Source organism: Pseudoalteromonas marina (assembly GCF_000238335.3).
GTDB classification, from domain to species: domain Bacteria; phylum Pseudomonadota; class Gammaproteobacteria; order Enterobacterales; family Alteromonadaceae; genus Pseudoalteromonas; species Pseudoalteromonas marina.
Map to the genome: position 1 here is coordinate 439,373 of NZ_AHCB03000005.1, position 20,814 is coordinate 460,186.

Here is a 20,814-nt window from a genome sequence, read left to right on the forward strand (position 1 = left end):
GTTATTGTTTTTCATAGCGCTTCATACCTGCAATCCATGTTTGTAGCACCTGGGTTTTGTATATATCTTCAACGGGTACTTTAAAGTAATCTTTATCCACCAAAATAAAGTCGGCCCATTTACCTTGCTCTAAGCTCCCTATTTTAAACTCTTGATGCGCAGCATAAGCACCGCCTAGTGTAAATGCACGTAGTGCATCTTCGCGGCTTAGTACTTCGCTTGGACGCCAGCCGTTTTCAGGCAGTTTGTTATGATCCATTCGCGTTATTGCTGAATATAAACCATCAAACGGGTTTGCAAGCTCTACAGGGTAGTCAGAACCCGCAGCAACCACTGAACCTTGTTGTAAAAATGTTTGCCATGCGTATGCAAAGCTAAGTTGCTTTTCAGTTAGGCGTTGCTCTGCCATATGCATGTCAGACGTAGCGTGAACAGGTTGCATTGATGGAATAATTTTTAGTGCTTTAAATCGAGGAATATCGTCTGGTGTTACTATTTGCGCGTGTTCTATGCGGTTGCGCAGTAAAATACCGCCTGTTTTTTTAAATACATTTTCGTAGGCGTCTAAAACCACACGATTAGCCTTGTCACCAATGGCATGGGTGTTGGCGGTAAAACCGTTTTTAAAGCTTTGCGTAAATAAAGCTTCGAGTTTTTCTTGGGTTTCAAGCATCAAACCATGATGGCCAGCACGGTCGGCATAATCTTCAATAAGCGCTGCGCCACGCGAGCCTAATGCACCATCGGCATACACTTTAACACTGCGAATTTCCATAAAATCGTAGTTATCGTGATATGGCCCCGCTTTTAACATCGCTGGTAAATCTGGGCTAGCACCACTTAGCATTGCCACAATGCGCAGAGGTAAATTACCTTGATCGCCGCGCTCTTTGTACACTTCCCATGTGGCTTTATCTATGCCAGCGTCGTGAGTAGAAGTAATACCTAAGCTTAATAAGTGCTTTCCTGCGGCATCTAGCGAGTTGCTAATATCTTGCTTTGAAGGGGCTGGCATGTGCTGCACAATTAACGACTCAGCTTTATCAACAAAAATACCGGTAGGGTGACCAAATTCATCTTTTATCACTTCACCGCCTTTTGGCGATTTTGTATCGGCGTTAATGCCCGCAAGCTCAAGCGCTTTTGAGTTAACCCAAATTGCATGGCTATCAACACGAGATAAAACAACCGGACGATCGCTTACTACTTTGTCTAAATCTTTAGCGGTAGGAAAGCGTGTATCTGGCCATAACTCTTGGTTCCAGCCTCGGCCGATGATCCAACCTTGTTTGCCTTGCGCAAATTGCTTTAGTTTATTTGTAACGTCATCAACCGACTTAGCGCCGCGTACATCAAGTTGCGATAAGTTATCTCCTAGCCCAATAACGTGGCCGTGAGCATCTATTAAGCCGGGCAGTAATGTGTTGCCTTCTGCATTTATTAATTTGGCATCTGGAAAGCTTTCTTTTAGTGTGTCGCCGCCTACTTTTACAACTTTGCCATCTTTTATAACTAAAGTGCTAAATTGCTGAAGTTCACCTTTTTGCATTTTGCCTTTATAAAGCGGGGTGTAGCCATTAGCATTATAAATAACTTTGGTTTGTGCAATGGCAAAGCTAGAGCCCGCACAAAGGCTGGCAAGTACAAGTGGTTTAAGTAATTTTTTGAGTAACATAGGGCACTGTTTTGTTATTTTTAGTGCAATAACACTAGCAAACCCTTTTTTAGAATACCAACAGGATGCGATAAGCTCGTAAAATAGACAGTTAAAGCTAAGCTGGTTACTTAGCTGTTAAATTAATTACCTAAAACCTAAAGTTAGAAAGGTTACTTATGTAAGGGCTACTTACTGGCATATAAATGGTATTCGCTAAGTGTTAGCCGGCCGTCTTTATCTTGGTCGTAACTAATAAACTTAGACCACAAGGCGGGGTCTATTGAGGCTTCAGAACGCGTTAAAAATCCGTCTTTGTTTCGGTCTATTTTTTTAAACTGGTTGTTAATAGTGTCACTTGCGGCAAAGCTTGATGCATTAAATACGGTTAGAGTGCACACAATAAATAAGTGTATGGGGTTCATTAAAATACTCAGTAAAGATTGTTAGTAAGGTAGTTTTTAAATTCAATTAATGAAATTTGTTTATCTTGATTTTTATCCCACATTATAAACGTGCTAAGTAACTGTGGCTGGCGCTCTAATTCGTTATGGGTAAGGTAACCGCTTTTATCTGTATCAAGGTGATCAAAGCGTTGTTTTACATCAAGTGCAAAGGCATTAAAACTAAATAGCAATGCCGTGGTAGTTACAAAGCAACGTATCTTCATGGTAGTCCTTCCAAAAGGGTAATTAGGTTGTATTTAATAACGAGGTATAAAGCTTGAAAAGATAAAGCACTTGCCATAATTTAACTCCCAACATTAAATCCTTTTACACACTCCCTCAGGGATTATGGCAAATGCTTTAGTACACTTTACATGCTAAAAACTTAAGCAAAACTTAACCTGTTACGGCTTAAAGTTTTCAAACTCTGCTTTAGAGATCATCTCGTCGTTGTCTTCGTCTAAATCGGTAAACTGTCTAAGTAGCTCCTTGTCCTGCTTAGCTTCAACAAACGAGATACTGCCGTCCATGTTTGTATCTAAGTGTGCAAATCGCACAGCCGAAGGGGAGGCCAATACTGTTGCACTAATAGCTAAAAATAATAATAAAAATGCGGCAATAAGTTGTTTCATAGTTTCATTCCTTTTGAAGTTGAATTATTGAATAAATTTACTAAATTCATTTAGCGACAGTTGCCCACTTTGGTCTGTGTCTATTTGTGCAAAGTTTTCCTTAAGCACAGCATCCATTTGGGCCTCGGCTTCGCTTAACAAGCCGTTATTATCCTTATCTAGCGCATCAAACGTAGCCTCAACGTCCATAGCATGTGCGTCTGTATTAACTAAACCTAATGCAAGTAATGTTGAAAAAACCAACGCTTTTGCTGTCATGAGTATTTCCTTATTAAATTCATTTGTCGTACCTACTAACAAAAAGGGTGCCATGTTTTGTTTTTGTTTATTTTCAATGGTTTATGTTTTGTTACTTAAAAGGGAAGGTAAAAATTACACATTATGTGTGTAATTTTGTATGAGTACAGCAACAGAGTGTGAGGTATTTTGTATGATGTTAACTAAATCAATAGGTTGTAATGTTGCTATTTAGCAACACTATAGAAAATGAATATTAATATGGTTCAGCATGTGTATAGGCGGTATTGATAATAATAGACGAGTTATTTACTGATAGAGTTTTCTGCAATGGCTGCAACGTTTACTAAACATTACAATGCAATGCTTAATTGGCGCCCTAATTTAATAGGGCAGTTTGCGTTAAGTATGCTGCTGTCGTTATTGCCACTGTCTATAGTGGTCATTGTGTTTTTAAATGCGTTAAATAAGCAGCTAGCAACCACTCAACAAATTGTGAGTAATAATTATCAGCTTACTAAATCGTTCGCTAGTTTAAAGCAAGACCTTAACAGCCTAGAGCGCGCAACAAGACAAAACTGGGTATTAAAAAGTGAAGCGCTCGACACCCTCATAGTTGATAAATGGCAATCTTCAGTACAAAGCATAAACGACCTTAAACACATTAATACAAACCCAGATTACACACGCCAATGGGCACAGCTTTTAAATGTTTTACAAACAGCAAACCAGCAACTTGTTGAACAAAAAAAACAAGATGCAGTGCTATTTATACCTGTAAGCGAGTTAATGACAGAGCTAACAATATGGCTTAAAAATAAAAACGAAGCGCAAATAACCCTTAACCAAAACGAGCTAGCTAGCCTACAAACGTCGTTTATAAATTGGCTGGTGGCACTTATTCCACTTACTTTATTGGTTGGTGGTGGCTTTTTATGGCGTATAAGTGGGCGCTTAAAGGGATTAACTAGGGTTATTGATAAGCTAGGGCAAGGGGATTGGCAGCAAAAAATAGCGGTAAAAGGCTCGTCAGAGTTAGTCGAACTTGGAGAAAAACTACAGTGGGTACAAACTCAGCTGCATATGCTTGAGCAACAAAAAGATACGTTTTTACGCCACGTAACACACGAGCTTAAAACACCGCTTGCTTCTATGGTTGAAGGAACCGATTTACTAACAGATGAAATTGTTGGCCCCATTAATGACGAACAAAAAGCAGTGCTTTCCCTTATAACTCAATCTATGGTGCGCCTTCGCATGATGATAGACAGCCTACTGAGTTATAACGCTATTAGATCAACAATAAACAGCTCAAGCGAGGTTAATATTGATCATTTAATTAAAAAAATTAATGGCCATTTTGAGCATCGTCTAACAGCTCGAAAGCAACGTATTCAGTGGCAAAACTCTGTTTCAAGCACTGTTATTGCGCTTCCTAATGAACTAATAGAAATGATGTTAATTCAGTTAATTTCAAATAGCTTAAAATTTTCTGATGATAACCAAGGTGTGACTGTAAATTTAAAATGCGAGCAACATCAGCTGTGTTTGGTTGTGGCCGATAATGGCTGTGGCATTAAAGAGCACGAAATAAACCATATTTTTAGTGCGTTTTATCAAGGTAAACATGACCAAAGCATTACCTTACAAGGCAGTGGTTTGGGCCTAACAATAGTAAAAGAGACGGTTGAGCAGCTACAAGGCACATTAAGTGTTGAGAAAAATAAACCACACGGTTGCCGTTTTTTAATAAAAATACCAATCAGTAAAAGTTTAGGAGTTAATTAACAATGCGCATACTCACTATTTTATGTGTGCTTGCAGGTAGCCTAATTGTATCGGGTTGTGAGCTTAATAATGGCACGCAAGCGCAGGGCGGTAATAAAACATCAAATACTAAAAACGTATCTCCTAGCCCCAAGCCAATGCCTAAATTAGCCCCTGTTTATCCCTCTACTGAGCGGGTTATAGCGCTTCATGCAAATCAATGTGGTGGGTTTACATTGCCACCAACAAAGCGGTCATTTAAAGGTGAAAATGAGCTAAAAGCATTTTTTAAATTTATGTGCTTAAAAGTAAGTACCGACCCAAATACAGTAATGACCAAGTTACTCAAACTCGACCTAGCCTATTTTTGGCCTGATGATATAAAGCAGTATTTATGGCTGCAAAAACAGCAGATTACCTTACAAATAAATGCTCAAAAAGAGCAACAAGCACTTAATAACCAAATGCAGAAAACCCTGTCGTCGCTGGCAGATATAGAGCAGCAGCTATTACTTCGCGAAGACACTAAGGAGCAGTAACCATGGCCACAAATAGTCCGCACAAAGCAAAAGTGTTATTAGTTGATGACGATGCAAGTTTATTAAAGTTGCTTGCTATTCGTATTGAATCAAAAGGCTATCAAGTAACAACTTGTGAAAGTGGCTTAGCAGCGCTACAAATTTTAAAAAGTCACGTGTTTGATGCCGTAATTACCGACTTACGAATGGATGAAATGGACGGCATGGCGCTGCATCGTCAACTGCAAAGCCGATACCCTGCATTACCAGTAATTATGATGACAGCGCATGGCTCTATTCCCGATGCGGTTGAAGCCACTAAACAAGGCATTTTTGCCTTCATTACTAAACCGGTCGATAAAGACGAGCTATTTGATAGCCTTGCAAATGCAATAGACATTCACGGTGTAAATACCGATGAAGCCCCATCAAAAAGTAATATAGTAACGCGCAGTGGTGCCATGTTGCACTTGCTTGAACAAGTTAAGTTACTTGGGCCTACTCACGTTAATGTGCTTATTTCGGGTGCTAGTGGAACGGGTAAGGAGTTATTAGCGCAGGCTATTCATCAGCATAGCCAAGTAAGTAACGGGCCCTTTGTGGCTATAAATTGTGGTGCTGTACCAGGGGAGCTTTTAGAATCTGAATTATTTGGCCATAAAAAAGGAGCGTTTACTGGTGCTGTAAAAGACCACCAAGGTTTATTTCAGCAAGCGCAGGGCGGTACATTATTTTTAGATGAAATTGGCGATATGCCCCTTAATCTGCAAGTAAAGTTACTGCGTGTACTGCAAGAAAAAACCATTCGCCCAGTGGGTTTTCAAGAGGAGATCTCAATTGATGTGCGTATTGTATCGGCAACTCACAAAAACTTACCCGAAGCCATCAAAAACCAACAGTTTAGAGAAGATTTATACTACCGCCTAAATGTGGTTAATTTAAAATTACCACCACTGTGTGAACGCCGTGAGGACATAAGCCTACTAGCCCAATACTTTAGCGCAAGTATCGCTAAACGAATGAACCAAAATGAAAAACATTTTGCCAATGATGCTATGCACGCATTGGTACGTTATGATTGGCCGGGAAATATTCGTCAGTTACAAAATGTTGTTGAACAAGTGGTAGCCTTAACACCCGGTGAGGTTATTTCAGCGCATTTAGTCTTAGCAGCACTCGATAGCAACGAAAAAAGTGTAGAGCCGCTCTCATTAAACGACGCTAAAAAAGAGTTTGAACGTGATTACGTTATTAATACGCTAAAAATGGCAGGCGGCAACGTAGCAGAAGGCGCCAAGCTTGCTAAGCGTAATCGTTCAGACTTTTATAAACTCATTAAAAAACACAATATTGATGTTGATAGTTTGGCGTAAAAAATTAAAGGAATCCTCATGCAGTTATTTATGGTGTATTTAGGCGGGCGAATTCAAGGCTGCCACATAGAAATGCACGACATTCGCTTTGTAGTTGGGCAAAACATAGAGCAAACCTACACCAAATTAAAAAGCCAATGGGTTGGCGACAAAAACAGCGTACACATGGATAGTTTTATGGCTGTTAACAATATTGATGGCTACAAAGTAGAAGTGGTAGAGGGTTATGTTGAACAAAATAAACAGCTTTATTTTGTAAACTTAGGCGCTTACAGAAGCGACTCAATGGCAGAGCAACACGACTTTGCATTATATGTAGCAAGCAGTAGTGAAGAGGCAAAGCAGCGAGCTAAACATGATTTATTAGCAGGCCTAAGCCATATTCATAAAGACGACTTACACGACGTAGACGATTGCTTTGCAATTGATTTACTCGACAGCCAATTAACAATAAAACTTAGCCCAAGCGGGCTTTCACAACCCATAAAACCGGATTGGTTTGGTTACCATGTTTTATAAGTTAAGTAACCTGCACACTGAATAATAAAGCTATTTTAAGCCGCTATTTTTCTTGCTCGTTTTGCTCATTTTTTTCACTGTTTGATGCCAGCTTAAAAGCCACAATAACTAAGCCAAACATAGCAAACGGCAAGGCTGCTAACATATACTCAACCATGTTGCTCTCTTGAAAGTTAGCTTGCAATAAAAAGTGCCCCGCCACACACATAACAATAACAACGAGTAAAATTGGCAGCAGCATGAGCTCTTTTTTTGATGAATGATTTTTCATTGAATAACAGCTTAAACAAAAAATGATGCGCTATTGTAATGAGCTTGCATATGCTTGGCAAACCACAACGCTTTTAATGATATGATTGCCATAAATGAAGTTTGTAATTAGTGTGGAAACAACGTGAAAAGTAGCTTAAAAAACGTTTACCTAGTCGGTGGAGCAGTACGCGATAAACTGCTAAACATTGCATCAAAAGATAACGATTATGTGGTTATTGGCGAAACGCCCAGTTCCATGGAGTCGCTTGGCTTTTTACCAATAGGTAGCGACTTTCCTGTTTATTTGCACCCAAAAACAAAAGAAGAATACGCACTAGGGCGTACCGAACGAAAAAGCGGTAAGGGTTATACAGGCTTTGTAGTAGACGCCAGCCCTAGCGTAACACTTGAAGAAGACCTCGCAAGGCGCGACTTAACCATAAACTCTATGGCGCTTGACGAAAACGGTAAAATTATTGACCCTTTTAATGGCCAACACGATTTACAAAACAAAATACTGCGCCACACTACACACGCTTTTGTAGAAGACCCTGTGCGAGTGCTGCGTATTGCACGGTTTTTAGCGCGTTACGGCAGCGATTGGCAAATCCATCCCAGCACTTATGCATTAATGCGAGAGCTTAAAAACAAAGGCGAGCTTAACCACTTAGTGCCTGAACGTGTATGGTTAGAAACCGAAAAAGCGCTTGGCGAAAAACACCCCGAGCTTTACTTTCAAGCATTAGATGGGCTGGGCATTTTTCCTGAAATAGAACAAATGAAAAACGTACCACAACCTGCCAATCATCACCCTGAAGGCGATGTATTTGTGCATACAATGTTGGTGCTTAGGCGTGCGGCCGACTTAAATTTTAATTCAGAAACCCGCTTTGCTGCGCTTACCCACGATTTTGGCAAAGCCCTTAGCTATAAAATACGCGGCAATTTACGCGGTCACGAACGCGAAGGTGTAGCGGTGGTAGAGTCATTTTGTAATCGTTTAAAAGTGCCTAATCGTTTTCGTGATATTGGCGTATTGACGAGCGATAATCACACTTTATGCCATACGATTGATCAGCTTAGGCCGCAAACTATTCATAAATTAATTGTCACTAATTTAAATGGTTTGGTGCACCCTGAGCGCTTTTTAGCATTTACTCAGGCCTGCCAATGTGACGCGCAAGGCCGCGGAGAAACACTGGTTAATAAGCCTTACCCGCAGGCAATTAAGTTGCGCGCCATTCATAGTAAATTACAGCAAATGGATAAAAAGCACATAGTGCAAGAGGCGCTTAAAAGTGGCAAAAAAGGCCCAGAAATAGGCGAGGCAGTAAAGCTAGCAGAAATAAACTGTATCAAAGCGTTTTTAAGTGATGAGCCAAGTACAACAAGCTAACTAGTGTAAATTAAGTCAAGTATTGAGATACGCCTTGCACCTCAAGGCGCGGTACTTTTTGAAGGTCGTTTATTTGCGTATGCTGTGGTTTGTTTGCCTCTGGCTCAGCGTTTTTGTCTGATTTATATAAACTAAAAATAAAGTCGAGCTCTTCTCGTTCAAGTGATGGGGTCACGGCAAATCCTACTGCTTAATGCGTTAATATAGTCCCAGAGTATGTGAACGCGACTGAATTAAAGGTGAATAGTTACAAAGGAAGGTGACTGTTTATTTCCTCACTGTTTATTAGTACATTACTTTTCTGTCTAATATTACTGATCTCTACCATTTTGGGGTATTTCTACATTTAGAATATTTTGAATGCTATATAACTATTTGTTTACATGCGCTTATTAGCTGGCTACATTGGATTGATTGTAATATTTGGACATATGCCGGTTTATAAAGCGACACATGTCGGATACAAAGTTGTTAAATGCACATGGAGCTTCGGTGAAATTTTCAATATTAATACTACTAACTTTATCTTTTTCTTTATTCGCAGAAGAAAAGTTAGATTGTGAGAAAGCTTGGACAACTATTGATGTTAATAGGTGTATGTCTATTGATTTAGCTGAGGTTGAAAAGGTAATGGAAAAATACCTTGCTAAAAGCCTTGAGCGATATAAAGAAGATAAGGTATCACTTAAATCAATAGAAGAGTCACAGGATTTATGGTTAGCATATCGTAATTCTCATTGTGGCGCTGTATATGATACATGGCGAGATGGCACTATCAGGACATCAATGGGGCTAGGTTGTAAAATTGACATTACTCAGCAACGTACTAAAAAGCTTTGGTTATACTTTTTAACTTATATGGACTCAACTCCAGCAATTTTACCAGAGCCAAAACCATATAAACCAAAAAGCTATTAGGCATAAGTGCACTTAACAAGGCCGTTAAACCAAGGACACAAAACAGCAGGCTTGTGCTCCTTCGTCGCCAATTTTAGCCTGCTATTTTGTGCCGTTTACGACAAGCGTTATGTGGCATGGAAGGTTAAGTGAAAATATTTATCGGAATTGTAGTTTTAACGTCAGCTTTGATTGCGATTATTGCCTTTAGCAACCAGGCTCAAGTGTTCTTACTCCACAAGATGTACTCTCTAGGTTCTGGTATAGACGATGGGGCAACAGAGTTATTTATTCGTAATAAACACCGCTACAAATCTGTTGTTTTGGAATTACTTAATGCTGAAACTCCCAACACTTACAAAGCTCAAGCTTCTTTTTTGTTTGGCGAGCTACTATTAGATGACCCTGAAATTCATGAAAAGATAGAAGATATTTCGGTTAATCACCCAAACAAACAAATTAGATGCTTTTGGTTTGATGTACTGGATGGTCGGTTCGAGCATGAGCTTATAGCAGGTAGTGAATCTAGTAAGTTTGCTACTTATGTGGTTAAAGACAAAGGAAGTAGGTGCGAGTAAATGCCACATAACAAAAAAATTAAGTCACTCACTGCGTTCGCTGGGACGCAAACATGTGGGCTGCTTCGCATTATAGCCCACATGTTTGCGCCCCTTATTTAGAAGTTATGTTTTCATGGAGCCCGTAGTGAGTTCAAGTAACTGGGATAGTGCTGTAATAAAAAGTATTGGCTATGTTGGTATAGGAATCGCCGTTTGGTTTTTATTCAATGGACTGGCACCTTCATCACTTGATGATATTTATGGACTTGCCGTTACTTTTTTACTTTATATTAGTGTTTACCTACTAATTTCTATCGTTGGTTGGTTAGTTGTTGGCTTTCCTGTTCACTGGTTTGTAAAAAAGTACACTAACGGCTCTTATGCTTTTTATATCGCAATACCACTAATAGTTGTTGTTGGTGGCTTGTTTAACAACACTCCTCAAATATTAGGTTTGGCGGCATTATTTCAAGCCTTTTTGTTTAGGTATTATCTGAACAAAAAAACATAACAAGGGTTTTCAAGTCGGACAAATTACAGTTGGCTTTTGTTCGTACCTCACTTATTTTAGCCAACAACAATTTGCCGCTTAAAGCGGCGTTAGGTATTCAGGGAAGGTTCGAGTTTGTTTAATCTATTAAAATTTATAAGCATCGTTTTACAATGCTTTTTACTCTTATCATTATTTAACTTCTTTTCAGGTTTATATTCCGCATTCCTAGAATTATCTACAAACGATCCTAAATTGTTAGCAGGTCATATATCGACAGGCATAGTGCTTTCTCTTATCCAAATAATTCCTGCTTTAATCGGTCTAATTATCAGTGTTTGGTTATTGAACAAAAACCATAGCTCCAAGTTGTTTGTTATTTATTGCAAATACTTCGCGTATATATGGCTTTTATTTATTCCTATTGGTACATTCTTAGGTGTTAAGCAACTAAAAAGGTTAAAGAATACCTAACAAGGCATTAAAGCAGGAAAATTTACAGTTGGCTGTTTTCACTGCGTTCAACATTTTAGCCAACTACAAATTTCCTCTTAATGAAGCGTTAGGAGTACCAATGAGACCGTGTATATTTCTAGCTTTGTGCATTGCTTCGTTGAATGTATTCGCAATAGATAAGAGTCAATATACACCTGAACAATTGTTTGTGATTGGCACTGAATTATTTAAAGAAGAAAGAAAAGAATTTAACCCTAAATTGGGGCTAGAATTCATACTTGAATCGGCGAAATTCAAATATGAACATGCTCCTTTCGGGTTGTGTGTTTCCCTATCAACTACAAAAGAAATTTTGGATTTAAAAGAAGCTTATTCGTGGTGCTACGTCGCTGAAAAAATTGGCAACAAATATTCGAAAATGGCAGCGGAAAGAAGTAAGGAAATATTAGGTAAAATACTTTTGGATGATGGTGTTGAAGCGGTTACTGAAGCAAAAGAGTTAGGAAAATTAAAGTACAGTCAATAAGGTACACCTAACAAACGCATTAAAAATGGACGTCTAACAGTTGGCTGGCGCTCATTCTTTGCTAAGTTTAGCCAACTGTTATCCGCCACTTATGCGGGCTGTTATGTACAAAGGATAGCTGTGAGAATAATTCTAGTTTTATTAACTCTTTTATTAAGTTCTTGTTCGTTAACCCGTTACACTGAGTTCGCATAATTAAGAGCTAGGAGCGATTTTTTCGATTCTCGAAAAGGAGTTTTTAAACGCTCACTTTGCTTCGTAAACCAAGAGAATGTAGAAGTTGCTTTACTCTTTACAAAAAGTGAAAAGCAGAAACTTTTTCGCTTTGCCAAACAAGACATACGCGATGGCAATGCTGGTTTAATCGATCTAGAAAAAATATGTGTTAGCAGTTATCCATATGAAATTAAGTATGGTGGCAGTAAGGGTGAAATCAAAACAACTTGTTTTTCATCTTTACAAGATGATGAAGCTCAATTATTAAATTTTGTGTACGCCATTGAAGCAAACAACCACGCCAACACATTGCGTGTTAGGCAAGCGTTATGTAACTAAGTAAGAGGTAGCAAATGAGCAAAGAGGTTATAGGGAAGTACATTGCAATTTTAGGCTTATTGCTTTTTTGGGCATTTCCATTGGGAGTGGCAGATGCGTTTTACCCTATGTACTCATCATTCCAAGATATAAGTCTTTTTGGAACAAATGAACCTAAAATAAATCCAGAAGAAATATCAATGTTGAAATCTATTGTGGTCGGTTTTGGTATATTTATGTTGGGGCTTATGTTTTTATTAGTTTCCGCTATAGGCCTAAATTACCGAACTAATTGGCTGTTTTGGACTCTGTTAATTTATTCAATTTTATTACTTTTTTTAATTCCTATTGGTACATTTTTGGGATTAACAGGGTTGATAATGTTAAGTTTAAATAGGAAAAAGTTCGGGTCAGATGTCCACGTTACATAGCAAATGGATTAAGACGGACGTAATACAAGAGCGGTATTTAGCCCATTATCAAGGTATTACAGTAAGAGGAGTACTTACAATGGTTCGTCAATCACGTAAATTTAAAATATTTGCTGCAATAATTACCATCCCATTATTTGCGGTATTTTTATTTGGGTACAGCTTTATTATCTTTATGTATGCTGATGGGTTAAGCAACATTAAGCACTACTTCTTATTTGGTTTAGGTTTTATTGGTATTCTTTTGTGGGCAAAAATGTCCGTGAATATGATTAAAGACATAAGATTGATTAAGGTGTAATAACAAGAAAGATATGCGTTCAATTCAATTTTTAGGTTTATTGACATCAATAGTGTCATTTTTGTGTTTGTTTTGGGCTTTAGCTCCGCTTTCGCCTGACAGTAGCGCTTCAGTAGAAGGTGCTATTGGCTTGTTTTTAATGTTTGGTGTAGCACCACTTTTTGGTTTTTCAGCCTTGTTGTTAATTCCTTCATCTATCGCACTATTTAATGCTAAGTTAAGAGCGAACACTTATTTTTATGGTAAGTTTTGGTACGGTGTATGGGGCATTAATAGTTTGATATCTGTAGGGTATGTGTTTGTCATTTTATACATTGGTTATATTTACTTAACTTTAAAAGTTAGCAACTAGCACTAGTATTAAATCTCAGTAAAATAACGTTTACGTTTTGATGCCCGTTTACCCACTACTTTATACTTTAATCGCCGTTTTTCTAATGGTTTGTAATCAGCAGGTATTAAGCTCCTTGGTTTAATTAAGTCTTACAAGTTTCCCCGCTAGGCTAGGCTAAAACTAATCAATATTAAAAGCTCATTCAACTAATTTGCTAATGGCAAACTCACTGTAAAAGTGACTCCATTATTTTGTGTATTATTTTGCGCAGTTACACTGCCTTTATGGTAATCGCACACCAGCCTTACAATATAAAGCCCTAAGCCTAAATGCGGTTGTTGCTGCATGTGCTGGCTGCGCACAGACACCATAGAATCAAATATGTGCTCGCTTAGCCCTTCGGGTAATAATGGGCCTGTATTACTTACGCTAAGAACTGCTTGTGTATCTTTGCTTTGTAACGTTACGTTAATCGCGGTATTAGCTTGGCTAAACTCTAATGCGTTATTAATGAGCTTATCAAGCAGCTGCGCTATAAACTCAGGTGCGCCTTGCATAGGTAATGAATTTGGGCATATATCAAGCGTAAATAATTGCTTAGGGTAAGTGAGTAAATACCCTTGCATGCAGCCGTTAATAACAGAGCGTAGGTCAAATGGCTCGGGGTCATTACTTTGAATACTTTGCTCAAGGCGAGTAGCCTCACTCATGGTGGTAATTATTTTACCTAGGCGCTCTACGCCTTCACTGGCGCGATCGAGGTATTTTTGGCTAAGTTCGGTTTGTTCCAAACTTTGTAAGTTTTCAAGGGATGATCGCACCACGGCAACAGGCGTGCGTAGTTCGTGAGATAAACGCGACGACATGTTTTCTAAATAGTCGGTATAGCCGCCCAATCGGCTCACAATATTTGCAAAGCTACGCGACAGGTCGCCAATTTCATCATTAGAATCACTGTAACTAATACTGCCGGTAACACGCCCTTGTGCATCTATTGCTTGCTCTGCGGTATCGCGAAGGCGCCTAATACGGCTCGATATTCGTGATGCAAAAAAGAATAAAGTCACGGTACCAATCAGCATAACGGCTAAAATAACGTTAAATAACTTTTCTAGCGATTTATTACGAAGCGTACGTACACCATTTGTAGTTTCTTCTGCTATTACTGCACCAATGACTTTGTCTTCAATCCAAATAGGGTAGGCGGCAGATAAAATAACGGCTTTGCTATCGGGGGTAAGCCGCCAAGACGATGCAGGTTGGCCTTTTAATGCATTAGCTAAATGACTGCCTTGCATAGATGCTACATCGTGTAGGGTATCTATAAATTCGTTTTCAGGTCGGGTTAAAATTTTATAATAAAGTGGGTGCAAATAGGTTTGCTCAAAGCGTTGCCAGGCATTTTTGGGTGGCTGATTTTTAAGACCATCGGCCCATACTCCATCAGCGTTTTGAATCGTGCCCGATTGCGCAAGTACGCGGTGGTGATTGTCTACCACCCATATGCGGCTGCCACTGTGGCCCATTCCTTTTAAAATGCGGCTAATTTCTGGTGAAGGCACAAGCACTGAGCCTAAATCGCTTGGGTTATTTAAATTAGAGGTCGACATAACGTTAGCGTTAGGTAATTCGCTTAGGCTATCGGTATCTACAATAGCAAAACCCAGTTTATTTCCTAGCATGGTTAATGGAAAGCGCAGTTCAACGGTGTAGCCTGTTTGGGTGCGTTTAAAATAACCCTGAATTTTTGTAAAAGGTGCTTTGGTGTCTGCATTAAATGCATTAACCCAGCCGTCTTGCCTTGGGGCGATAATATAGGTATTAAATTGGCCATCAGGGGCTTTTAAACCTATTTTTAAATGGTCGTTATTAGTAATGCTTAAGCTGTTTTTAGCACGATAAATAAGTGTGTTGTCGGTAACATTAAAAACGGCATATAAGTAGTTATCAAATTTGCCTACCATGTGGTCGAACGATAAATCGCTGGCTTGGTGATCTTTATTAGTTTTTTGTAAATAGCGTTTATCGTAATGCCAAAATAACGGTTTGTAGGGTTCCCAGTCGGTTAGTTTGCCATCGAGCTGAATAGGGTTTTTTAAGTTGTAGGCGTATAAATCGCGGCCTTTTATTACTTGGTCTAAAAAGTTGGTTTGCTCGTCAAATAAGGCAGGGCGTTCGTGCAGAGCAGTGGCAAGTGCACGCGTTGTGCCTACGAGTGTTTTTTCTTGGCCTTGGCGTAAAAACTTTTCCATTTCCCATACGTACTCGTAGCCTAGCCACGGCAGTAAAAATAAAAAACAAGAAAGCAAAATAAACTTACTACGTAGGCCAAATCTAAGCATTAATGCTGCTCCCACCTATAACCCATACCATACACGGTATCGATACAATCAAATTGTGAGTCGAGGGCTATAAACTTTTTACGAATGCGTTTTACATGAGAGGTGATGGTGCTGTCGTCCACATATATTTTTGCATCGCTCATTAAATCGTTACGGCTTTTTACATGGCCTGGGCGCTGTGCCAGTGAATGCAGCATCCAAAATTCGGTCACGGTTAAATCCACTAATTGCTGTTGCCAAAAAACCTGCATGCGTTGTGTGTCGAGCGTTAACTGCCCGCGTGTTATAAGTGCATTGGCATCGGCGGGGTGCTCAAGGGCTTCCACTCTACGAAATAATGCACCTATTCGTGCTGCTAAGTGTGCCAAGCTAATGTCTTTTGTTAAGTAGTCGTCAGCGCCCATACGTAGGCCGCAAACTGTGTCTATTTCGCTATCGCGTGCGGTTAAAAAAATAATAGGGAGCGTTTTAGATAAGCTACGCAGGGTTTGGCATAGTAAAAAGCCGCCATCAATTTCGTGGCCAAGGCCTATATCAACGATGGCTAAATCGGGGAGTGCGTCTTTAAATGCACTTTCTGCCGTTATGCGGTCGCTGTAACCACTCACTTGGTAGCCTTGTGCGCCTAACATTTCCATGTAGTTTTCGCGAATGGCGGTTTCATCTTCAATGATGGCTATTTTTTTCATTCTACACACCCTTATTTATTTTAAAACGCACTATATCGAAGTTTTTCAGCTATGTACGGTTAAAAAGGCAATTGCCATTTTTTTGCCACAATTGCTCAGCGGTTTGCCATTTTTGCTCCCCTTTGTTGCCACTTGATGTTGTTTTAATGCACCTATCGAAACAAAACATCACTAAGTTAAATCAATTTTAAGGATCATATTATGAAGAAGACATTAATCGCGCTAACGCTTGTTGCTAGTTTTTCTGCGCCGACATTTTCATCGGCTGCTGAACATTCGCCCTCAAAAGAAGCAACTCAAGAAACCGCAATAGGTTTAGGTACAGGCGCTATTATTGGTGGTGTGGTTGGTGGACCCATTGGTGCGTTTTTAGGCGCATTTGCTGGTGGCTTAATTGGTGATGCAAAAGTCGCCGACAACAAAATTGACGAACAACAACGCGCCTTGGCCGTAATGAAACAAAAAACCAACGACTATCAACACGTACTTAATCATAACAATCTGTTAGAACAGCAATTAGAGGTGCTAGCACAGCAAAACGAGCAGTTAACACAATCTCAAATTAATAACCTACTTGCAATGACCGTTCAATTTAAAACGGGTTCAAGCACCATAGCGCCTCACTTTGCTAAACAGCTCGACCAGTTAGTTGTACTTTTAAACAACCAACCTCAATTAGCGCTTGATTTAAGTGGCTTTGCCGACCAACGAGGAGATGAACAGGCTAATTTTTTACTGTCTAAAAAACGTGTAAATGCAGTGCAAAGTTATTTAATAAAACACGGCGTTAGCCACAAACGTTTAAGTACGCAAGCCTTTGGTGAACAACACACATTGGCAAATAGCAATACAATAGAAGATAACTTTTTTGACCGTCGAGTAACGCTGACTACCCGTTCACTAGCGCCTGTAAATGGCCAAACGGCTAGTAACTAATTTTAGCATTCGATGGAGTGATTTTATGTTGAGTAACCCAACCAAAATGCTTGTTAAGGCAAGCATTTTTATATTCATGGCAATAGCGCTATTAGCAAGTAATAGCAGCTATGCGCAATCGCCAAAGCTTGAACTAACCGATACCTTAGGTAAGCCCGTTAGCCCTGCCATAATATTAAAAAGCGACGCTCATATGACAGTAACAGGGTTAATTAACCATGTTGTAGTTAAGCAAACTTATCAAAACGAAAACCCATTTGCGGTGAATGCACTTTATGTGTTTCCACTACCCGACGAAAGTGCAGTGCACGCCATGACAATGCGTATTGGTGAGCGCGTTATTAAAGGGCACATTGATAAAAAAATTGAGGCCGAAAAAAAATACGCACAAGCTCAAAAGGCAGGAAAGCAGGCTGCATTGGTGCGTCAACAACGGGCAAATATGTTTGTCACTAATGTGGCAAATATTGGTCCTGGTGAACAGGTGGCCATTGAGCTTGAGTATCAAGAAATTATTAATTACCGCAATGGCACTTTTACCATTCGTTTCCCTACCACAATTACGCCGCGCTACCATGCAATAAATGGCACATTAGAGCAGCCTAGTTCAAGCCTTATGGATCAAAACGTAGCGCCCAATGGTTGGCTAAGCCCGGTTTATAACGTTCAAAAAAATAATGATGCACCTATCAGTGAGTTTACTTTAAATATAGATATAGATGTGGGGTTAGAGCTTGTTGATATAACCTCTAAACATCACCGTATTAATGTTAATAATCCCGCGTTTGGGCAATATAAAATAGCACTGAACGATACAAATGGGGCTAATCGTGACTTTGTTTTAGCGTTTAAGCCGCTTCAAAAAGAAAACGCGCAAGCTGCCTTTTTTACCCAGCAGTTTGAAAACGCAGACCGCTATGGCCTTGCTATGTTAATGCCGCCTGGAGATCATTTTACGCAAACTCAGCGCTTACCCCGAGAAATGGTATTTGTAGTAGATACATCTGGCTCAATGCATGGGCAGTCTATTGAGCAGGCCAAAAAGGCATTATTTTATGCGCTGTCGTTACTTGAAAGCGACGACAGTTTTAACATTATTGGTTTTGATAATAATGTCACCGCCATGAGTGATAGGCCTCTTATAGCCAGTGATTTTAACTTACGCCGAGCAGAGCGTTTTATTTACAGCCTTGAAGCCGATGGTGGCACCGAAATACAAGGCGCGCTTGACGCGGTACTTGATGGCAGTACGTTTGATGGTTTTGTACGCCAAGTAGTGTTTTTAACAGACGGCAGTGTAAGTAACGAAGCTACTTTATTTAAAAATATTCAGGCTAAATTAGGTGATAGCCGTTTATTTACGGTAGGAATTGGTAGTGCTCCTAATAGCTTTTTTATGCGCCGTGCAGCCGATATAGGAAAAGGCACATTTACTTTTATCGGCAGCACACAAGAAGTACAGCCTAAAATGGAGCAGTTATTTGATAAGCTCGCCCACCCAGCCATTACAGACCTCGCTTTAAGCGATGAAAACGGTAACAGCTTAGATTTTTGGCCGTCACCACTGCCTGATTTATATTTTGGTGAGCCAGTTATGGTTGCTATAAAACTTAATGATGCTAAAAGTGTGATACTGACAGGGCAAACAGCACAAGGGCCTTTAAGTATTAAATTAAGCACACAAAATAGCTCTCAAGCCAAAGGCATAGCAAAATTGTGGGCGCGTCAAAAAATTAAGTCACTACTTTTATATAACGAGCAAAGTAGTGTTAAAGACGAGGTGCAAAAATTAGCTTTAACGCATCAGCTTTTAAGTCCATTTACTGCGTTTATTGCCATTGAACACACTCAAATTAAAGACGTTGCAGATCAAACTGCGCAAGCCGCTAACCAAGTGCCGCAAGGAATGGAAATGCGTTTGCCGCAAACCGATGGTCAAAGTAGGCTGCATATAATGTTGGGTAGTATGTTACTTATAACATTTGGTGCTATTAAATTAAAAAGACGCGTTAAAACATGAAAAAGTGGTTAACTGCAGGGCTATTAATTGTTGGGCTCAGCTTGTTTAGCCACGGTTTGTATATGCAAGCAAAGGCATGGCTTGCACAAGTGCTGATTGAGCAAGCGTGGCAGCAAGCTCTTGCAGAGCCGGGTAAAAAAGTAAAACCGTGGTTTTATGCTGACAGTTTTGTAACCGCGCAGCTTTTTTTTCGATCGCATAACAAAACGTTAAGTGTGCTCGGTGGTGCGAGTGGTCGAAATTTAGCATTTGCACCAAGCCATTTTTTGCCCGCGGGGGAATTGGGCAATCGCCAAAAGGGAGCGTTAATAGCCGGCCATAACGACACCCACTTTGCGTTTTTACAACACGCCAAAGTGGGGGATCAGTTTACTATGCAGTTACAAAGCGGGGAGTTACAGCAGTATAAAGTCACGGCGGTTGATATAATTCATCAATCGCAGCATGGCTTTTTACGCACACCGGGGCTTTATTTACTTACCTGTTATCCCTTTGATGCATTAGCATCGGGCACCGATTTGAGGTTATTGGTATCGGCAGAAATATCTTCACCAGATTCACTAAGTGGTATATCAACAACAAGCTCTTGATGGCGCTGGCTAACCATAACGCCAATAAATACCACAAAAATACTAAGCCACTGCCAAAGTGTAAGTACTTCTCCCAAAATAATGGCCGATAAGATAAGTGTAAAAATAGGAATTAAATTTGAATACGCCGCCGCAGTAAGCACCGATACCTTGCTAATTGCATAGTTGTACATACCGTAGCCGCCTAAAGTAACGCAAGAGCCTAAATATAAAATACTCATAAGTGCCGTTAGGTCGTGTTGATTTTCGCTGGGTAGGTCAATAAAAAATAAAAAGGGGGCAAAAAACAAACTCCCGCTAATGCCTTGTAATGCAATTAAAGTCAGTGGTGAATACCGGTTTGCTAAGTGCTTAATACTAACAGTATAAAATGCAGCGCACACCATAGCCATTAACTCTAAAAAGTTACCCAAAATAGGATTAGGCGCTTGTTCTGAACTTGGTGAGAGCAGCGTAAGTAAAATACTGCCGCCAATACATAGCGTAAAGCCCACTACAATAGCTTTACTTATATATTCTTTGAGCATAAAAAATGCTAAAAACGCCACTATTATTGGCAAGCACGACACAATAACACCCGCCTGAGATGCCGATGTATATTCCATTGCGTGCCCTTCAAATAAAAAGTACAAGCACGGCTCAGCAAGTGACATGCCCACTAAATACTTCCAATCACCTTTTTGATATTCAAAGCGAATAACATAACGCCATAAACACAATGAAATAACGAGCGTAGTAAGCATACGTAAAAATATCACTAATGCTGGATCGTAAATGGCAATGGCGTATTTAAGCGCTATAAACGAACTGCCCCATAAAAAAGTGGCAATAATTAAACATAAACTGGCAGGCATAAGACGTAATTTAAACAATAAAATATAGCGCGATCCTAGCATGAATATTTTTAACTTGTT

At 39.6% G+C, this 20,814-nt stretch carries 25 protein-coding genes; 15 read left to right on the plus strand and 10 right to left on the minus strand.

Features of this window, described 5'->3' with window-relative positions; genetic code table 11:
* Position 1 precedes the first annotated feature (1 nt).
* From PMAN_RS02065 to PMAN_RS02085, 5 genes are all read right to left on the minus strand, one after another.
* Positions 2–1,675, minus strand: a complete 1,674-nt coding sequence (locus PMAN_RS02065) for an amidohydrolase (protein WP_010555778.1) — start codon at positions 1,673–1,675, stop codon at positions 2–4.
* Positions 1,676–1,842: 167 nt separating this feature from the next.
* A complete protein-coding gene (locus tag PMAN_RS02070; protein ID WP_010555779.1) occupies positions 1,843–2,079 on the minus strand; it encodes a calcium-binding protein in 237 nt (78 codons plus the stop codon).
* An 8-nt stretch (positions 2,080–2,087) separates the two neighbouring features.
* On the minus strand, positions 2,088–2,324 hold the full coding sequence (locus tag PMAN_RS02075; RefSeq protein ID WP_010555780.1) for an EF-hand domain-containing protein: 237 nt from the start codon (positions 2,322–2,324) through the stop codon (positions 2,088–2,090).
* Between the two features lie 180 nt (positions 2,325–2,504).
* A complete protein-coding gene (locus PMAN_RS02080) occupies positions 2,505–2,732 on the minus strand; it encodes an EF-hand domain-containing protein (RefSeq protein ID WP_008130972.1) in 228 nt (75 codons plus the stop codon).
* 24 nt (positions 2,733–2,756) lie between these two features.
* The gene (locus PMAN_RS02085) at positions 2,757–2,990 is read right to left on the minus strand and encodes an EF-hand domain-containing protein (RefSeq protein WP_010555781.1); all 234 of its coding nucleotides are present in this window, start codon (positions 2,988–2,990) and stop codon (positions 2,757–2,759) included.
* 309 nt (positions 2,991–3,299) lie between these two features.
* On the opposite strand from PMAN_RS02085, the gene PMAN_RS02090 reads away from it, so the two are divergent.
* From PMAN_RS02090 to PMAN_RS02105, 4 genes are read left to right on the plus strand one after another with little or no spacing between them, the layout of a single operon-like run.
* Positions 3,300–4,757, plus strand: coding sequence for a HAMP domain-containing sensor histidine kinase (locus tag PMAN_RS02090; protein ID WP_010555782.1), 1,458 nt, complete (start codon positions 3,300–3,302; stop codon positions 4,755–4,757).
* Positions 4,758–4,759: 2 nt separating this feature from the next.
* Positions 4,760–5,275: a hypothetical protein gene (locus PMAN_RS02095; RefSeq protein WP_010555783.1), complete on the plus strand. Its 516-nt coding sequence runs from the start codon at positions 4,760–4,762 to the stop codon at positions 5,273–5,275.
* A gap of 2 nt (positions 5,276–5,277) precedes the next feature.
* Entirely contained in the window at positions 5,278–6,627 is a 1,350-nt protein-coding gene (locus PMAN_RS02100) for a sigma 54-interacting transcriptional regulator (protein ID WP_008130979.1), read from the plus strand.
* An 18-nt stretch (positions 6,628–6,645) separates the two neighbouring features.
* Complete coding sequence (locus PMAN_RS02105; RefSeq protein WP_006791892.1) at positions 6,646–7,146, plus strand: DUF1543 domain-containing protein; 501 nt, start codon at positions 6,646–6,648, stop codon at positions 7,144–7,146.
* Positions 7,147–7,189: 43 nt separating this feature from the next.
* On the opposite strand, the gene PMAN_RS02110 is transcribed toward PMAN_RS02105, so the two are convergent.
* Positions 7,190–7,417, minus strand: a complete 228-nt coding sequence (locus tag PMAN_RS02110; protein WP_010555784.1) for a hypothetical protein — start codon at positions 7,415–7,417, stop codon at positions 7,190–7,192.
* A 123-nt stretch (positions 7,418–7,540) separates the two neighbouring features.
* Between PMAN_RS02110 and PMAN_RS02115 the strand changes: the two genes are divergently transcribed.
* Positions 7,541–8,794, plus strand: a complete 1,254-nt coding sequence (locus PMAN_RS02115; protein WP_010555785.1) for a multifunctional CCA addition/repair protein — start codon at positions 7,541–7,543, stop codon at positions 8,792–8,794.
* Between the two features lie 10 nt (positions 8,795–8,804).
* On the opposite strand, the gene PMAN_RS02120 is transcribed toward PMAN_RS02115, so the two are convergent.
* The gene (locus PMAN_RS02120) at positions 8,805–8,969 is read right to left on the minus strand and encodes a hypothetical protein (protein ID WP_168371043.1); all 165 of its coding nucleotides are present in this window, start codon (positions 8,967–8,969) and stop codon (positions 8,805–8,807) included.
* Positions 8,970–9,247: 278 nt separating this feature from the next.
* On the opposite strand from PMAN_RS02120, the gene PMAN_RS02125 reads away from it, so the two are divergent.
* From PMAN_RS02125 to PMAN_RS02155, 7 genes are all read left to right on the plus strand, one after another.
* Positions 9,248–9,712, plus strand: coding sequence for a lysozyme inhibitor LprI family protein (locus PMAN_RS02125; RefSeq protein WP_168371044.1), 465 nt, complete (start codon positions 9,248–9,250; stop codon positions 9,710–9,712).
* A gap of 128 nt (positions 9,713–9,840) precedes the next feature.
* On the plus strand, positions 9,841–10,269 hold the full coding sequence (locus PMAN_RS02130; protein WP_010555787.1) for a hypothetical protein: 429 nt from the start codon (positions 9,841–9,843) through the stop codon (positions 10,267–10,269).
* A gap of 127 nt (positions 10,270–10,396) precedes the next feature.
* Positions 10,397–10,762, plus strand: a complete 366-nt coding sequence (locus tag PMAN_RS02135) for a hypothetical protein (RefSeq protein ID WP_021032388.1) — start codon at positions 10,397–10,399, stop codon at positions 10,760–10,762.
* A 553-nt stretch (positions 10,763–11,315) separates the two neighbouring features.
* A complete protein-coding gene (locus tag PMAN_RS02140; protein ID WP_021032389.1) occupies positions 11,316–11,723 on the plus strand; it encodes a hypothetical protein in 408 nt (135 codons plus the stop codon).
* Between the two features lie 569 nt (positions 11,724–12,292).
* Positions 12,293–12,688, plus strand: coding sequence for a hypothetical protein (locus PMAN_RS02145; RefSeq protein ID WP_010555791.1), 396 nt, complete (start codon positions 12,293–12,295; stop codon positions 12,686–12,688).
* A gap of 79 nt (positions 12,689–12,767) precedes the next feature.
* Positions 12,768–12,989 (plus strand): hypothetical protein, encoded by a 222-nt coding sequence (locus PMAN_RS02150; protein WP_010555792.1) that lies wholly within the window; start codon positions 12,768–12,770, stop codon positions 12,987–12,989.
* Between the two features lie 13 nt (positions 12,990–13,002).
* Positions 13,003–13,341, plus strand: a complete 339-nt coding sequence (locus tag PMAN_RS02155; RefSeq protein ID WP_010555793.1) for a hypothetical protein — start codon at positions 13,003–13,005, stop codon at positions 13,339–13,341.
* Between the two features lie 188 nt (positions 13,342–13,529).
* Here the strand turns inward: PMAN_RS02155 and pdsS are convergent, their stop codons facing one another.
* Positions 13,530–15,665, minus strand: a complete 2,136-nt coding sequence (pdsS, locus tag PMAN_RS02160; RefSeq protein ID WP_010555794.1) for a proteobacterial dedicated sortase system histidine kinase — start codon at positions 15,663–15,665, stop codon at positions 13,530–13,532.
* Entirely contained in the window at positions 15,665–16,354 is a 690-nt protein-coding gene (gene pdsR, locus PMAN_RS02165) for a proteobacterial dedicated sortase system response regulator (RefSeq protein WP_010555795.1), read from the minus strand. Before pdsR ends, pdsS begins: the two co-directional genes overlap by 1 nt.
* Positions 16,355–16,555: 201 nt before the next feature.
* Between pdsR and pdsO the strand changes: the two genes are divergently transcribed.
* Genes pdsO through PMAN_RS02180 form a run of 3 tightly spaced genes read left to right on the plus strand, consistent with a single transcriptional unit; the run spans position 16,556 to position 19,900 of the window.
* Complete coding sequence (pdsO, locus tag PMAN_RS02170; protein ID WP_010555796.1) at positions 16,556–17,290, plus strand: sortase-associated OmpA-like protein PdsO; 735 nt, start codon at positions 16,556–16,558, stop codon at positions 17,288–17,290.
* 25 nt (positions 17,291–17,315) lie between these two features.
* A complete protein-coding gene (locus tag PMAN_RS02175; protein WP_010555797.1) occupies positions 17,316–19,310 on the plus strand; it encodes a marine proteobacterial sortase target protein in 1,995 nt (664 codons plus the stop codon).
* Complete coding sequence (locus tag PMAN_RS02180) at positions 19,307–19,900, plus strand: class GN sortase (RefSeq protein ID WP_033034909.1); 594 nt, start codon at positions 19,307–19,309, stop codon at positions 19,898–19,900. Before PMAN_RS02175 ends, PMAN_RS02180 begins: the two co-directional genes overlap by 4 nt.
* Here PMAN_RS02180 and PMAN_RS02185 read toward each other — a convergent pair.
* Entirely contained in the window at positions 19,795–20,754 is a 960-nt protein-coding gene (locus PMAN_RS02185) for a DMT family transporter (protein ID WP_008130411.1), read from the minus strand. The two genes, PMAN_RS02180 and PMAN_RS02185, sit on opposite strands and share 106 nt — an antisense overlap.
* Between the last annotated feature and the right edge of the window lie 60 nt (positions 20,755–20,814).

Bases quoted from the DNA above. Each gene is read 5' to 3' on its own strand.
- PMAN_RS02155 (WP_010555793.1), top strand. From the start codon at position 13,003: ATGCGTTCAATTCAATTTTTAGGTTTATTGACATCAATAGTGTCATTT.
- PMAN_RS02100 (WP_008130979.1), top strand. From the start codon at position 5,278: ATGGCCACAAATAGTCCGCACAAAGCAAAAGTGTTATTAGTTGATGAC.
- PMAN_RS02110 (WP_010555784.1), bottom strand. From the start codon at position 7,417: ATGAAAAATCATTCATCAAAAAAAGAGCTCATGCTGCTGCCAATTTTA.
- PMAN_RS02140 (WP_021032389.1), top strand. From the start codon at position 11,316: ATGAGACCGTGTATATTTCTAGCTTTGTGCATTGCTTCGTTGAATGTA.
- PMAN_RS02075 (WP_010555780.1), bottom strand. From the start codon at position 2,324: ATGAAGATACGTTGCTTTGTAACTACCACGGCATTGCTATTTAGTTTT.
- PMAN_RS02090 (WP_010555782.1), top strand. From the start codon at position 3,300: ATGGCTGCAACGTTTACTAAACATTACAATGCAATGCTTAATTGGCGC.
- PMAN_RS02150 (WP_010555792.1), top strand. From the start codon at position 12,768: ATGGTTCGTCAATCACGTAAATTTAAAATATTTGCTGCAATAATTACC.
- PMAN_RS02175 (WP_010555797.1), top strand. From the start codon at position 17,316: ATGTTGAGTAACCCAACCAAAATGCTTGTTAAGGCAAGCATTTTTATA.
- PMAN_RS02085 (WP_010555781.1), bottom strand. From the start codon at position 2,990: ATGACAGCAAAAGCGTTGGTTTTTTCAACATTACTTGCATTAGGTTTA.
- PMAN_RS02065 (WP_010555778.1), bottom strand. From the start codon at position 1,675: ATGTTACTCAAAAAATTACTTAAACCACTTGTACTTGCCAGCCTTTGT.
- PMAN_RS02185 (WP_008130411.1), bottom strand. From the start codon at position 20,754: ATGCCTGCCAGTTTATGTTTAATTATTGCCACTTTTTTATGGGGCAGT.
- PMAN_RS02180 (WP_033034909.1), top strand. From the start codon at position 19,307: ATGAAAAAGTGGTTAACTGCAGGGCTATTAATTGTTGGGCTCAGCTTG.
- PMAN_RS02070 (WP_010555779.1), bottom strand. From the start codon at position 2,079: ATGAACCCCATACACTTATTTATTGTGTGCACTCTAACCGTATTTAAT.
- pdsS (WP_010555794.1), bottom strand. From the start codon at position 15,665: ATGCTTAGATTTGGCCTACGTAGTAAGTTTATTTTGCTTTCTTGTTTT.
- PMAN_RS02145 (WP_010555791.1), top strand. From the start codon at position 12,293: ATGAGCAAAGAGGTTATAGGGAAGTACATTGCAATTTTAGGCTTATTG.
- pdsR (WP_010555795.1), bottom strand. From the start codon at position 16,354: ATGAAAAAAATAGCCATCATTGAAGATGAAACCGCCATTCGCGAAAAC.
- PMAN_RS02125 (WP_168371044.1), top strand. From the start codon at position 9,248: ATGTCGGATACAAAGTTGTTAAATGCACATGGAGCTTCGGTGAAATTT.
- pdsO (WP_010555796.1), top strand. From the start codon at position 16,556: ATGAAGAAGACATTAATCGCGCTAACGCTTGTTGCTAGTTTTTCTGCG.
- PMAN_RS02080 (WP_008130972.1), bottom strand. From the start codon at position 2,732: ATGAAACAACTTATTGCCGCATTTTTATTATTATTTTTAGCTATTAGT.
- PMAN_RS02095 (WP_010555783.1), top strand. From the start codon at position 4,760: ATGCGCATACTCACTATTTTATGTGTGCTTGCAGGTAGCCTAATTGTA.
- PMAN_RS02105 (WP_006791892.1), top strand. From the start codon at position 6,646: ATGCAGTTATTTATGGTGTATTTAGGCGGGCGAATTCAAGGCTGCCAC.